The sequence below is a fragment of the Pseudomonas sp. genome (genome assembly GCF_035277045.1).
Lineage (GTDB): Bacteria > Pseudomonadota > Gammaproteobacteria > Pseudomonadales > Pseudomonadaceae > Aquipseudomonas.
Genome location: NZ_DATELE010000276.1, coordinates 726,387 through 739,751 on the forward strand (window position 1 = coordinate 726,387; position 13,365 = coordinate 739,751).

The 13,365-nt window shown below is 59.5% G+C and carries 15 protein-coding genes and 1 pseudogene; 9 read left to right on the forward strand and 7 right to left on the reverse strand.

The features are described 5' to 3' along the window. The first annotated feature begins 72 nt into the window (after positions 1-72). Both VJS90_RS19345 and VJS90_RS19350 read left to right on the forward strand, forming a co-directional pair. A complete protein-coding gene (locus VJS90_RS19345; protein ID WP_324123222.1) occupies positions 73-498 on the forward strand; it encodes an OsmC family protein in 426 nt (141 codons plus the stop codon). A gap of 68 nt (positions 499-566) precedes the next feature. Next, positions 567-800: a DUF1161 domain-containing protein gene (locus tag VJS90_RS19350; RefSeq protein ID WP_324123223.1), complete on the forward strand. Its 234-nt coding sequence runs from the start codon at positions 567-569 to the stop codon at positions 798-800. 3 nt (positions 801-803) lie between these two features. Here VJS90_RS19350 and VJS90_RS19355 read toward each other — a convergent pair whose 3' ends face one another. Both VJS90_RS19355 and VJS90_RS19360 read right to left on the reverse strand, forming a co-directional pair. After that, positions 804-1,217, reverse strand: coding sequence for a hypothetical protein (locus VJS90_RS19355; protein WP_324123224.1), 414 nt, complete (start codon positions 1,215-1,217; stop codon positions 804-806). A gap of 54 nt (positions 1,218-1,271) precedes the next feature. Then, positions 1,272-1,697: a hypothetical protein gene (locus VJS90_RS19360; RefSeq protein ID WP_324123225.1), complete on the reverse strand. Its 426-nt coding sequence runs from the start codon at positions 1,695-1,697 to the stop codon at positions 1,272-1,274. A gap of 67 nt (positions 1,698-1,764) precedes the next feature. Here VJS90_RS19360 and VJS90_RS19365 point away from each other — a divergent pair, with 67 nt between their 5' ends. Continuing rightward, positions 1,765-2,880 (forward strand): aminopeptidase, encoded by a 1,116-nt coding sequence (locus VJS90_RS19365; protein ID WP_324123226.1) that lies wholly within the window; start codon positions 1,765-1,767, stop codon positions 2,878-2,880. A gap of 53 nt (positions 2,881-2,933) precedes the next feature. On the opposite strand, the gene VJS90_RS19370 is transcribed toward VJS90_RS19365, so the two are convergent. Further along, the gene (locus VJS90_RS19370; RefSeq protein ID WP_324123227.1) at positions 2,934-3,584 is read right to left on the reverse strand and encodes an HAD family hydrolase; all 651 of its coding nucleotides are present in this window, start codon (positions 3,582-3,584) and stop codon (positions 2,934-2,936) included. Positions 3,585-3,611: 27 nt separating this feature from the next. Then, the gene (locus VJS90_RS19375; protein ID WP_324123228.1) at positions 3,612-4,160 is read right to left on the reverse strand and encodes a gamma carbonic anhydrase family protein; all 549 of its coding nucleotides are present in this window, start codon (positions 4,158-4,160) and stop codon (positions 3,612-3,614) included. A 101-nt stretch (positions 4,161-4,261) separates the two neighbouring features. Between VJS90_RS19375 and prlC the strand changes: the two genes are divergently transcribed. Further along, positions 4,262-6,313, forward strand: coding sequence for an oligopeptidase A (gene prlC / locus VJS90_RS19380; RefSeq protein WP_324123229.1), 2,052 nt, complete (start codon positions 4,262-4,264; stop codon positions 6,311-6,313). After that, on the forward strand, positions 6,310-6,588 hold the full coding sequence (locus VJS90_RS19385) for a YheV family putative zinc ribbon protein (RefSeq protein WP_324123230.1): 279 nt from the start codon (positions 6,310-6,312) through the stop codon (positions 6,586-6,588). Before prlC ends, VJS90_RS19385 begins: the two co-directional genes overlap by 4 nt. Before the next feature lie 37 nt (positions 6,589-6,625). Here the strand turns inward: VJS90_RS19385 and VJS90_RS19390 are convergent, their stop codons facing one another. Together VJS90_RS19390 and VJS90_RS19395 are read right to left on the reverse strand one after the other, a co-directional pair. Next, positions 6,626-7,270 (reverse strand): dual specificity protein phosphatase family protein, encoded by a 645-nt coding sequence (locus tag VJS90_RS19390; protein WP_085723506.1) that lies wholly within the window; start codon positions 7,268-7,270, stop codon positions 6,626-6,628. 132 nt (positions 7,271-7,402) lie between these two features. Continuing rightward, positions 7,403-8,014, reverse strand: a complete 612-nt coding sequence (locus VJS90_RS19395; RefSeq protein WP_324123231.1) for a hypothetical protein — start codon at positions 8,012-8,014, stop codon at positions 7,403-7,405. A 319-nt stretch (positions 8,015-8,333) separates the two neighbouring features. On the opposite strand from VJS90_RS19395, the gene VJS90_RS19400 reads away from it, so the two are divergent. From VJS90_RS19400 to VJS90_RS19410, 3 genes are all read left to right on the forward strand, one after another. Next, entirely contained in the window at positions 8,334-9,392 is a 1,059-nt protein-coding gene (locus VJS90_RS19400) for a PA0069 family radical SAM protein (protein ID WP_324123232.1), read from the forward strand. 242 nt (positions 9,393-9,634) lie between these two features. After that, the gene (locus tag VJS90_RS19405; RefSeq protein WP_085723503.1) at positions 9,635-10,366 is read left to right on the forward strand and encodes a carbonic anhydrase; all 732 of its coding nucleotides are present in this window, start codon (positions 9,635-9,637) and stop codon (positions 10,364-10,366) included. A gap of 90 nt (positions 10,367-10,456) precedes the next feature. Next, positions 10,457-11,983 (forward strand): SulP family inorganic anion transporter, encoded by a 1,527-nt coding sequence (locus VJS90_RS19410; protein ID WP_324123255.1) that lies wholly within the window; start codon positions 10,457-10,459, stop codon positions 11,981-11,983. Between the two features lie 121 nt (positions 11,984-12,104). On the opposite strand, the gene VJS90_RS19415 is transcribed toward VJS90_RS19410, so the two are convergent. Next, a complete protein-coding gene (locus VJS90_RS19415) occupies positions 12,105-12,755 on the reverse strand; it encodes a hypothetical protein (RefSeq protein ID WP_085723501.1) in 651 nt (216 codons plus the stop codon). 370 nt (positions 12,756-13,125) lie between these two features. On the opposite strand from VJS90_RS19415, the pseudogene VJS90_RS19420 reads away from it, so the two are divergent. Beyond that, a pseudogene (locus VJS90_RS19420) lies at positions 13,126-13,365 on the forward strand (cytochrome c oxidase subunit II); the annotation flags it as partial.

Below are 13,365 nucleotides of genomic sequence, written 5' to 3' on the forward strand. Positions count from 1 at the left end.
CAGATTGCTCTGAACTTGCCGTAGGCCATGTCCTCTGAATTTTGTGTATCTATCCATAAGCCCGGAGGCAATATGAAAAAGACAGCATCGGCGATCTGGCAAGGCGGTCTCAAGGATGGCAAAGGCCTGCTTTCCACCGAGAGTGGCGCGCTCAAGCAGAATCCCTACGGTTTCAACACCCGCTTCGAAGGCGTGCCGGGCACCAACCCGGAAGAGCTGATCGGCGCCGCGCACGCTGGCTGCTTCTCCATGGCGCTGTCGATGATCCTCGGTGAGGCTGGCTTGACGCCCGACCGCATCGACACCATTGCCGAAGTGACCCTCGACAAACAGCCCGACGGCTTCGCCATCACGGCGGTTCACCTGATTCTCAAGGCCAAGGTTCCCGGTGCCAGCGAGGCGCAGTTCATCGAACTCGCCAATAAGGCCAAGGCAGGCTGCCCTGTTTCCAAGGTGTTGAAGGCCGACATCACCCTCGACGCAACGCTGGTGTCCTGACGCAACGGGCCGGGGCGTTTGTAGTCAAACAGGGGTGACAGACCGAATGCCGTCACGAGGAGTTTCCCATGATTCGTATTGCCGTGGCCCTTGCCGGCACCCTGATGACAACGGCTGCCCTGGCCGCCCCCAAGCCCTGCGAAGAGCTCAAGGCCGAGATCGAAGCCAAGATCCAGGCCAGCGGCGTGACCGCCTACACGCTGGAAATCGTGCCCAATGCCGAAGTCCGGGACCAGAACATGGTCGTGGGCAGTTGCGAAGGCGGCACGAAGAAGATCATCTATCAGAAAAATGATCGCTAGCCGTCAGGGAATGCAGAACACATTGCTCGGCTCGTCTACCACCAGGGTGCGCTGCGCATCGTAGAGGTAGACAGTCGGCTGCATGACCGGAGCCCGTGCTTCCAGGCGGTAGCGTTGTCCTGCCTGGAAATTGTCGTACTTCACAGTCAGATAGCAGGTGCGCTCGGTGGGGTCGGTGGTGAAACCACCGGAATAGACTTCGAAATCAAAACGCACCACCAGCTCGTGCTTTCCGGGGCTGACCTGGAAGTAGCGGCCATCGTCTAGGCGTTTGCCATCAAGCCTGTCGGCCATGACCAGCCTGCCGGGGGTGATGGTGTAGAGGTCGATCCACGCCTGCTTCGGGTCGGAGGGCGGCAAGGGGCTGGCGCAGGCCCCCAGGGCACTAAGGGCGATCAGCATCATCGGCTGGCGCATGGCGAAACTCCCGCTGCGAACTACACGCTACAAGCATAGCGCCGATCGAGCCTGTCAGGTGCGCTGGCAGCCCGCTGGCAAGCCTTGGCCCACGAGTTGGCGTTTGTCGTCATAGAGCTTGAGCCACGGCCTGAAGCCGATGCTGCCCGCCTGCAGCTGGTAGCGCTGGCCGGCATCGAAGTCTTTGAATTTCACGTTGAGCTGGCAATCGCGCCACAGCGGCTCGCTGCTTGGGCCGATATTGGTGGAGGCGACCTCGAACAGATAGCGCACGGTCAGCTCGTGGCTGCCTGGAGTGACTTCGAAGTAGCGCTTGTCGGCCCAGTCGCGATCATCGACTTGCACCGCGTGCAGCGCGGTGTCCTGGCGGGGCGCGAGGTCGATCCAGGCCTGGCCCGGGTCCGGGTCCGGCAGGCTGGAGCAGCCCGCCAGCAAACCCGCCGATAAACCCAAAGTACCGACCACAAACAGTGTACGCATGGCGAAAGTCCCTCCTGGCAAGATAGTCTTGGAGTGCACCGGCACTTGAGCGAGATGAATCTTCCCGATGTTCCGACTTTATCCTTTGCTGCGCTCAAGCCAGGCACTCGACCGTTTTTTCAGGGGTTTTGTTCCCGTGTTGGGCGCCCTCCTGCTGAACGGTTGCGCAAGCCTGGGCTACTACGGGCAGCTGGCCGAAGGCCAGTGGCAACTGTTGCGAGCGCGCGCACCGGTGGCCGCGCTGGTGGACGATCCGGCAACCGATCCGGCGCTGCGCCAGCGTCTACGGCAAGCCGAGCAGGCGCGGGTGTTTGCGAGCGCCCGGTTGAAGCTGCCCGACAACCGCAGCTACCGGGTGTACGCCGACCTCGGTCGGCCCTACGTGGTGTGGAACGTGTTCGCCACCCCGGAGCTTTCCCTCGAGCCCCAGACTCACTGCTTCCCTGTCGCGGGGTGCGTGGCGTATCGCGGGTACTACCGTCAGGGCGCCGCGCGCGGCGCGGCGGCGTTGCTGCGCCAGGACGGGCTGGATGTGTATGTCGGCGGCGTGGAGGCGTATTCCACGCTTGGCTGGTTCGACGATCCGCTGCTGGCACCGATGCTGGCGTGGGGTGAGGAACGGCTGGCATCGCTGATCTTCCACGAGCTGGCGCACCAACGGTTTTATGTGAAGGACGACACCGCCTTCAACGAGTCCTTTGCCACCTTTGTCGAGCAGGAAGGCACCCGGCAGTGGCGCGCCGCGCGCGGGCTGCCGGCGGCGGCCGATGACAGCTTGCGCCAGCGGGACCAGTTCATCCGCCTGGTGATGGCCAGTCGGGAGCGGCTTGGGGTGATCTATGCCGGGCCTTTGAGCGTTGAGGCCAAGCGTGCGGCGAAGCAGGCGGAATTCGGGCGGTTGCGGGCTGAGTATCGGCAATTGCGGGAGGGTGAATGGGGTGGAGTTGGCCGGTATGACGCCTGGGTGAACGGGCCGTTGAACAACGCCAAGCTGTTGCCGTTTGGTTTGTATGACCAGTGGGTGCCGGCGTTTGCGCAGGTGTTCAGGCAGGTGGGTGAGGACTGGGAACGGTTTTATGAGCGGGTGGAGGCGCTTGGGAAGTTACCGGTGGTTCAGCGCAAAGCTGCGCTGTCTGAGCTGGCCTCTTCGCTGGCAAGCCAGCTCCCACAGGGTCAGCGCTGAGCTCAAGTACAGCGCTTACCTTGTGGGAGCTGGCTTGCCAGCGAAAAGGGCCTTCAGCCTTGCACAAACGCCCGGTGCATCTCGTCCAGGGTCGGGAAATGGAAGGCTGGCGCTTCGGCCATCAGCTCTTCCTCGCTGCCGAACCCATACCCCACCGCCACGGCCTGCACCCCGTTGCTGCGCGCGCCGATCAGGTCGTGCTTGCGGTCGCCGATCATCAGCGTCTGCGCGGGGTCCAGGCCCTCGATCTCAAGCAGGTGGCGGATCAGCTCGACCTTGTTGGTGCGCGTGCCGTCCAGCTCGCTGCCGTAGATCACCTTGAAGTGCTGGTCGAAGGCAAAGTGACGTGCGATCTCGCGGGCGAACTCCCACGGCTTGGACGTGGCGATGTACAGCGTGCGCCCTTGGGCATTGAGCGCTTCGAGCAACTCAGGCACGCCCTCGAACACTTGGTTTTCGTACAGCCCGGTCACCTTGAACCGCTCCCGGTAGAAATTCACCGCGTCCCACGCCTTGGCTTCATCGAAGCCGTAGAACTGCATGAAGGCTTGCAGCAACGGCGGGCCGATGAAGTGCTCCAGCTTCGCAAGGTCGGGCTCGTCGATGCCCAGCTTGGCCAAGGCGTACTGGATCGAACGGGTGATGCCAAGGCGTGGATCGGTCAGGGTGCCGTCGAGGTCGAAAAGGATGTTCTGATGGTGCATGGCAGTCTCTGAAAACAGTGGGCGGAATTACTCGGGGCGATCGTAGCCTTCGGCCAGGTGCTGGTCCTTGAGCTTGACGTAGTTGCCAGCGGAATAGGAGAAGAAGGCGCGTTCCTTGTCGGTCAGGGGGCGGATCTGCTTCACCGGGCTGCCTACGTAGAGAAAGCCGCTTTGCAGGCGCTTGCCGGGCGGCACCAGGCTACCGGCGCCAATGATGACCTCATCCTCGACCACCGCGCCGTCCATGACGGTGCTGCCCATGCCGACCAGGATGCGGTTGCCCAGGGTGCAGCCATGCAGCATCACCTTGTGGCCGATGGTTACCTCGTCGCCGATCAGCAAGGGGAAGCCTTCGGGATTGAACGGCCCGGCATGGGTGATGTGCAGCACGCTGGCATCCTGCACGCTGGTGCGCGCGCCGATGCGGATGCGGTGCATGTCGCCGCGGATCACCGTGAGCGGCCAGACCGAGCTGTCCTCACCGATCTCGACATCGCCCAGGACCACCGCGGAACGGTCGACAAAGGCGCGTTCACCTAGCGTGGGAGTGTGTTGCTGGAAGTTGCGGATGGCCATGATAGCGCCCCTCTTGGGTACGGATAGGCAGGCTGCTTGCTGCGGACGGCGTCGATTGTAATTAAGATGGTCACGTGTTTCTTCTGCCAAGGTGTCTAACCGTGAGTGCGAACAACCCGCTTCTGCAAGCCTACGATCTGCCGCCCTTCTCGGCGATCCGTGCCGAACACGTGCTGCCGGCCATCGAACAGATCCTGGCCGACAACCGCAAAGCCATTGCCGAAATCCTCCAGACCCAGGGCAAGAACCCTACCTGGGCAGGCCTGGTGCTGGCGATGGACGAGCTCAATGACCGCCTGGGCGCCGCCTGGAGCCCGGTCAGCCACCTCAATGCCGTGTGCAACAGCGCCGAGCTGCGCGAAGCCTACGAGTCCTGCCTGCCGGCCCTGAGCGCCTACTCCACCGAGCTCGGGCAGAACCGCGAGCTGTTCCAAGCCTACCAGGCCCTGGCCAACAGCCCTGAGGCCGCGGGTTTCGACGTCGCGCAAAAAACCATTCTCGAGCATGCCCTGCGTGATTTCCGCCTGTCGGGTATCGACCTGCCGGCCGACAAGCAGCAGCGCTATGCCGAAGTGCAGAGCAAGCTGAGCGAGCTGGGCAGCCGCTTCTCCAATCAGTTGCTCGACGCCACCCAGGCCTGGACCAAGCTGATCACCGACGAAGCCGGGCTTGCCGGGCTCACCGATTCGGCCAAGGCGCAGATGGCCGCCGCTGCTCAGGCCAAGGGCCTTGAGGGCTGGCTGGTATCGCTGGAGTTCCCCAGCTACTACGCCGTGATGACCTACGCCGAGGACCGCGCCCTGCGCGAGGAAATCTACGCCGCCTACTGCACCCGCGCCTCGGACCAGGGCCCCAATGCCGGCCAGAACGACAACGGCCCGGTCATGCACGAGATCCTCGACCTGCGCCAGGAGCTGGCCCAGCTGCTTGGCTACGCCAACTTCGCCGAGCTGAGCCTGGCCACCAAGATGGCCGAGTCCGGCGACCAGGTGCTGAGCTTCCTGCGCGATCTTGCCAAGCGCAGCAAGCCGTTCGCCACCCAGGACCTGGCCCAGCTCAAGGCCTACGCCGCCGAGCAGGGTTGCCCGGACCTGAAAAGCTGGGACAGCGGTTTCTTCGGCGAAAAACTGCGTGAGCAGCGCTACAGCGTTTCGCAGGAAACCCTGCGTGCCTACTTCCCGATCGACAAGGTGCTCTCGGGCCTGTTCGCCATCGTCCAGCGCCTGTACGGCATCGAGATCGCCGAGCTCAAGGGCTTCGACACCTGGCACCCTGATGTGCGCCTGTTCGAGATCAAGGAAAACGGCCAGCACGTTGGCCGCTTCTTCTTCGACCTTTATGCCCGCGCCAACAAGCGTGGCGGTGCCTGGATGGATGGCGCCCGCGACCGTCGTCGCACCGCTGGCGGTGTATTGCAAAGCCCGGTGGCAAACCTGGTGTGCAACTTCACCCCGGCCGACAGCGGCAAGCCGGCATTGTTGACCCATGACGAAGTCACCACCCTGTTTCACGAATTCGGTCACGGCCTGCATCACCTGCTGACCCGTGTCGAGCATGCCGGCGTGTCCGGCATCAACGGCGTGGCCTGGGATGCCGTCGAACTGCCAAGCCAGTTCATGGAAAACTGGTGCTGGGAGCCGGAAGGCCTGGCGCTGATTTCCGGTCATTATGAAACCGGCGAACCGCTGCCTCAGGACTTGCTCGGGAAAATGCTCGCGGCGAAAAACTTCCAGTCTGGCCTGATGATGGTCCGCCAACTGGAGTTCTCGCTGTTCGACTTCGAACTGCACGCCACACACGGCGACGGCCGCGGCGTACTGCAAGTACTCGAAAGCGTGCGTGACGAGGTTTCGGTGATGCGTCCGCCGGCTTACAACCGCTTCCCCAACAGCTTTGCGCACATTTTCGCTGGCGGTTATGCCGCGGGCTACTACAGCTACAAATGGGCTGAAGTGCTCTCGGCCGATGCGTTTTCGAAGTTCGAAGAGGAAGGTGTGCTCAACGCTGATACTGGCCGTGCGTTCCGCGAAGCGATTCTGGCACGTGGCGGTTCTCAGGAGCCGATGGTGCTGTTCGTCGACTTCCGTGGCCGGGAGCCATCGATTGACGCACTCTTGCGCCACAGCGGCCTGAGTGAGGACGCGGCAGCATGAGCGAGGGGCCTGTGATTACGAAAAAACGCTTTATCGCCGGGGCGGTCTGCCCGGCATGCAGCGAGTCGGACAAGTTGATGATGTGGAGTGAAGACAACGTGCCGCATCGCGAGTGCGTGGCGTGCGGTTACTCCGACACACTCAATGAGCAAGGGCTGTCGGTGCCCAAGGAGCTCGGCACGCGGGTCAATACGACCGTGCCCAAAGCCCCGGATACCAAGGTTCAGGCCGTGCAGTTTTTCCCGAACCCGAAGCTGAAGAAAAAGCCTGAGTGAAATAAAGCCCCCGTAGCGCCATGCCACGGGGGCTTTTTTATTCGATATGAGCGGACTTGAACCAGCTCTTCATCGAGCACGCGGCGAACGGGCTGGTGCTGCAATCGCCATTGGCCAGGGCCGTGCGCAGCTTTTCCACGTCAGCCTGCATCATGTAACGAATGCCATCCTTGAAATGGGTACTGTCACCAAAGCCGCCCTGGGTCATTTCGTTCAGGGCCTCTTCCTTGCTCCAGCCCTGGATGACAACCCGGTACATGGCCGCCATAAGACCGGTGCGGTCAGAACCGTGTTTGCAGTGCATCAGCACCGGGCCTTTGGCTTCGGCAGACTTGATGGCGCGCAAGGCCTTGAGCACATCGGCGTCATCCACATGGTTGGTACGATAAGGCAGCTGTACTTGCGTGATACCTGGCGTGGACAGCCAGCTGGCGTCCGCTTCAGGCAGGAAGTTGATCACCGTGCCGACCTTTAGTTTCTCCAACAGTGGCACGGCATCTTTGTCCGGCAAGGCGCTGCGATAGAGCGTCGGCGACATCTGGAAGAGGTTGTACTGCTTCTCGACCGGTTGAGCCCATTCCGCTGGGCGCGGCGGGGTAGCGTCGTCAGCGAAGACCGGTGTCAGCGTGAGAAAGGCGACCAGTGACAGGCACATTGCCGGGATAAAACGCGGTAAGGACATGCAGGGTTAACCGTTCTGGAAGAGGCAGGATGTTGGCGTTCAGCTTCAACCTTGAGCGGTCAAAGGGCTGTGAGGCAGGTGTCAATGAAATGTGAAATGGCGCTGGTTATCTGAAATCAGTTCGTGGCGCCTTTACAGTTTCAATATGTAGAAAGCTTTGGCCAGATTTTCCAGGTCGGGTATTACATCGTTACCGAAGCCTGTTGAGTAACCTCCCCTTACCGCAAAACTATTACCCTCATCAAATGATTTGCCGTAGTAGTAAGCTCTGAGTTCCAATTCCTCCTCCTCCTCCTCCTCCTCCTCCTCCTCCTCCTCATACATATACAGCGCTTCAATTCGCAGGGTATGTATCAGGGGAGGCAATGGTTCAACAGGTTTTGTTGGATCAAAAACATCTACATCGTCGACCGGGCCCCGCGAAATGTAAACAAGAAGGTCCGGGTCAATTACTGATTGATGGTAGAAGGCAAGGGCGAGCTGATTAATTGCATTTATATCTTTTTCATCAATGCTGCCGTCGCGGATTACATTTATATCTGACCATGGATCAAAATCGAGGCTGTGTTGCCTGGTTTCATTATTTATATGCAGCGTCATGGTTGTTATGGCGCTGAAACGATCATCATATTGCCGGTTGGCAACATCGACCGTGTTTTCTCTCACCAGTTTTATAATCACTTTATCACTTTCCGGTGAGTCTATTCGACGTAGAAATACACCTGGATTACTGGGTTTCCACATGATTTTTATCCTTGTTAGTCAACTTTGTCGCGCATGGGTTATATGCGCGGCAGGTCATTGATATTGCTGTCGCAATCGATGTTTATAATGATGTTTCCGAGGATTTAAGAATAAAATAATCAGTTCCTTTAAATGTATCCATGTTTATGTTTGCTGCAAAAATAGTAGCGCTACTGTCCGAGCCTGAACCAGGTTTTATATGTATCTCATGGTTACTTTGCAGAAACTCAAGATACAAAAAAGAGAAAGTGCCGAACGGCTCTGGTGTGGTGAATGCTGATAATGTACTGTACATGCATACAGTTAAAAGGTTCCCCCCATGCACACGCCATTGCCCCCACGTGGCCGCGGCACAGCGACCAATCCGCACAACCGCTTCTCCATCAGCCGCTCGGTGGCCGAAGACGACGGCTGGTACCAGGAAGTCCCGCTCACCCAAGGCACCGAGGTGCGCATTGAAACGGCGAAAACCATCATTACCCGCAACACGTCGCCGGATTTGCCCTTCGATCGCTCGATCAATCCTTATCGCGGGTGTGAACATGGCTGTATTTACTGCTACGCAAGGCCGAGCCATGCCTATTGGGACATGTCGCCAGGGCTCGATTTCGAAACGAAACTGATCGCCAAGACCAACGCTGTGCAGGTGCTGGAAGAACAACTGTCCCGGCGTGGCTATCAATGCGCGCCGATCAACCTCGGCTCCAACACCGACCCGTATCAGCCGATCGAGCGTGAATACAGGATCACCCGGCAAACCCTCGAAGTACTGCTGCGTTATCGGCACCCGGTGACCATCGTCACCAAGGGCTCGCTGATTCTTCGCGACCTGGACCTGCTGACCGAACTTGCCCGGCACAGGCTGGTGGCGGTAATGATCAGCCTGACCACCCTGGACGACGAACTCAAGCGCATCCTCGAGCCCCGTGCAGCAGCGCCAAAGGCCCGCCTGCGAGCGATCCGGGTCATGCGCGATGCCGGAATTCCGGTGGGCGTGCTGTGTTCACCGATGATCCCCATGATCAACGACAGCGAACTCGAAAGCCTGCTCTGCGAGGCTCATGCGGCCGGAGCGCAAAGCGCCGCCTACATGATGTTGCGATTGCCGCTGGAGGTGGCGCCGCTGTTCGAAGAATGGCTTGGCGCTCATTATCCGCAACGGGCCGCGCATGTGCTTAGCCTGATTCGCCAGAGCCGTGGCGGTGAACTCTATGACAGCCGCTTTGGCGCTCGAATGCGCGGCGAAGGTCCGTTTGCGGATTTGCTGGCGCAGCGCTTTGCCAAAGCGATCAAACGGCTGGGAATCGATCGCCGGGAGGGGTTCAATCTGGATTGCGAAGCCTTTTGTCCGCCGGGTCGCCAAATGTCGTTGATTTGAGGACAATTGGCCTATGGTGAGTACTGAAGAGCGCGTTCATATACTGTGAAGGTCACATTTTTGTGACCTGGAACGCGCGTTCTAGAGCGTTTCATTCAGTTTCAATTAAGATTCGGCCGCTACCTTGTTCATCGAGTGACTGATGGGTCGAGATGCTCGGCCTGGATGTTTTTTAACCAGCCACTGGCTCCACACCGGACCCCACGGGATGACTTTCCGAGCCCGCCAATGAGGATGAATTCATGAGTGACAAGGATAAACAGCCGTTGGCTGCGTCGGCTTCAGCCCAACCCGAGGCCGAAACCGCCGATGCAGCGTTGCAGCACATCGTTGACGGTTTTTTGCATTTTCATCATGAGGTCTTTCCCCAACAGGAAGAGCTCTTCAAGAAACTCGCCACGGCCCAGCGGCCAAGAGCGATGTTCATTGCCTGCGCCGATTCGCGCATCGTTCCCGAATTGATCACTCAAAGCTCCCCCGGGGATCTGTTCGTGACCCGCAATGTCGGTAACGTCGTACCGCCTTACGGGCAAATGAACGGCGGTGTTTCCACGGCCATCGAATACGCCGTACTCGCTCTGGGTGTGCATCACATTATCATTTGCGGGCACTCCGATTGTGGCGCCATGCGCGCGGTGCTCAACCCGGACAGTCTGGAAAAAATGCCGACGGTCAAAGCCTGGCTGCGTCATGCCGAAGTGGCCAAGACCATGGTGCAGGAGAACTGCAACTGCTCTAACGAAAGTGAAAGCATGCACATTCTCACCGAAGAGAATGTGATCGCCCAGTTGCAGCATTTGCGCACCCATCCGTCGGTGGCCTCGCGTATGGCCAACGGTCAGCTGTTTATCCACGGCTGGGTCTACAACATCGAAACCAGCGAAATCAAAGCCTACGACGCCGATCAAGGCTGTTTCCTGCCGCTCAATGGCAGCCTGCCAATTCCCGTGGCGACGCCCAAAGCGCGCTTCTAGATCCTCCTAAATCGTTGTGTGGTTCAGCCGGGGCTGCCGTTCAGGCAGCCTGGCTTTGCCATGCCTGAAGAAAACTTCGGGAGACTCACCATGCGTGCTGTTCGACTCAAAGCTGTTCTGCCACGGGAGCTACTGGCTTCGGTGGTTGTGTTTCTGGTCGCCCTGCCCCTGTGCATGGGTATCGCGATTGCCTCGGGGCTGCCGCCGGCAAAAGGTCTGATAACCGGCATCATCGGTGGTCTGGTCGTCGGCTGGCTGGCCGGCTCGCCGCTGCAGGTCAGCGGCCCGGCGGCGGGGCTGGCTGTTCTGGTGTTCGAACTGGTCCGCCAGCATGGTGTCGCCATGCTCGGACCCATTTTGTTGCTGGCGGGATTTCTGCAACTGGTGGCCGGTCGCTTGAAGTTGGGCTGCTGGTTTCGGGTGACGGCACCGGCGGTGGTTTACGGCATGCTGGCCGGGATTGGCGTGTTGATTGTCCTGTCGCAGGTGCATGTCATGCTGGATGCCGTGCCCAAAGCTTCGGGGCTGGATAATCTGTCAGCCTTCCCGGAAGCGCTGGCTCAGGCTTTGCCCACGTTTGGCTGGCAAGCCGGCTTGCTGGGTTTGTCGACCATTGCCGTCATGTGGCTGTGGGAAAAACTCCGTCCACAATCCCTGCGCTTCGTTCCCGGGGCGCTACTGGGCGTCGGTCTGGCCACGTTTACCAGCCTGATACTGACGTTGCAGGTCAAACGGGTCCAGGTGCCGGACAACCTGGCGCAAGCCATCGACTGGCTGAAGCCGGCGGATCTGCTCAACCTGGCCGATCCGACCCTGCTGATTGCCGCATTTGCCGTGGCCTTCATTGCCAGCGCCGAAACCCTGCTCTCAGCCGCAGCGGTGGATCGCATGCACAGCGGCCAGCGTTCGGACTTTGACCGCGAACTGTCGGCGCAAGGCATCGGCAATATGCTGTGTGGCCTGCTTGGGGCGTTGCCGATGACGGGCGTTATCGTGCGCAGTTCGGCGAATGTTCAGGCCGGAGCAACCACGCGCTTTTCAACCATTTTCCACGGCCTGTGGCTGCTGGCGTTCGTGCTGTTGCTGTCCAGCGTGCTGCAAAGCATTCCGGTGGCAAGCCTGGCGGGCGTACTGGTGTACACCGGCTTCAAGTTGGTGGATCTCAAGGTCTTTCGTGGTTTGGGTCGGTATGGTCTTGCGCCGATGGTCACTTACGCGGCAACCGCGCTCGCCATCGTTTTCACGGACTTGTTGACCGGCGTGCTGATTGGCTTTGGCCTGACGCTGGTGAAGCTGGCGCTGAAAGCCTCTCGATTGAAAATCAGCCTGGTCGACCTGCCTCAGGAAGGGCAAGTGGAATTGCGCCTGGCAGGGGCGGCGACCTTCCTCAAGGTGCCGGCGCTGACCCGGATGCTGGGTCGTATCGCTCCGGGCACGACCGTGCATGTGCCGCTCAACAACCTGAGCTACATCGATCACTCGTGCCTGGAGTTGCTGGAGGAGTGGGGGCGGGCCAATGCAGCCAAGGGTTCAAGGTTGGTGATTGAACCGCGGGGATTGAAGCGCAGGCTCGAGGGGCGGGTGCGGACGAACATTGGCTTGGGCGCGGCTGGCTGAGGCTCCTGTGTGGGAGCGAGCTGGTTCGCGATGGCGGCGTATCACTCAACATTGATGTTGAATGACGTGGCCTCATCGCGAGCAGGTTCGCTCCTACAGGGAGATTGTGTTTACCGCTGGATCAAGCCGCCGGCTGATCCAGCGCCAGGTCTACGCCCAGTCGGCGGGACATGCACGGCCAGCGTTTCCACGCGGCGCCGGTGTCCGGGCTTTTGAGCTTCTCACGGTAGGCTTCTACCGATTCCAGGGCGAAGCTTTCGTCGTTGAGCATCTCGTCGATGGCGTGATGTACCGCTTCGTCCAGTTGGTTGGCGAACGACTCACCGATCAATTGGTGAGCAATCAGGTTGGCGACAGTCATGTCCAGGGGGATCAGTGGCTGGCCGAAATGCTTGATGTACAGGTCGTTGACCTCTTCGACGAACCGATGCGCCAGATAGGCTTCATCCAGCAGGCTGTCGAGCCCGACGTGGCCAGCCATGATGGCTGGCGGCTGGAGGAAGTACTGCTCGGCGATTTTCAGCACCGGTTTGATCTGTGACTCAATGCCCGCTTCCCTTGCGACTTCATTGGCTGCATCCAGCAGATCGGGCACTTCTTCGATGTAGGCGGCGACAAATCGCGTCAGTACGCCGTTGGTATCGGTCTCCGGCAATTGGATCGACGGGTGTAGATGAGGCAGTTTGCTTTCCAGCTGACGCGTCAGCAGGCGGGTTTCGGCTTCGTGTTGTTGGGCTTTTTGGATCTGCTCGCGCAATGCGGCGGTGTTCATGAAAACTCCAGGAAACAAGGCAATGAAATAGGGAAGACATAACTTAGCTGGCTTACGAAAAATGCTAAGACGCATTTGTCATAATTACTTCATCCTTGAGACGCACCTGTTATATCGGCGTGCCACCACTCGCCTGCATCCTTCTCCATTCGTGCCCTGCAATGCAAGTTAATGCTGTTTCATCCGATTTACGCCTTCGCGTTGCGAGGTCGGAGGTGCTGTCTATACTCGGGGTGGAATGGAGTTAGCTGATGACGCCCGACTGCATATGCAGCAAGGCCCGGCAATTCAAGTTCGTAGTCTGATGCAGCCGCTCCCTTGCCGCAGGTGAAAGCCGGCGGGATAACAAGAACGATAAGGGGAACCCGCAATGATGCGACATCCACATGTCTGGATGGGCCTCCTGTTGTGGTCGATTTTCAGTCAGGCGCAAGCGGCCTGGACTGTGAATATGGCGCCTGGAGCGACCGAAATCAGTCACGCAGTATTCGACCTGCACATGACCATTTTCTGGATCTGTGTGGTGATCGGCATCATCGTTTTTGGTGCCATGTTCTGGTCGATGATTCTCCACCGCCGCTCGACCGGGCAGGTGGCCGCCAAATTTCAT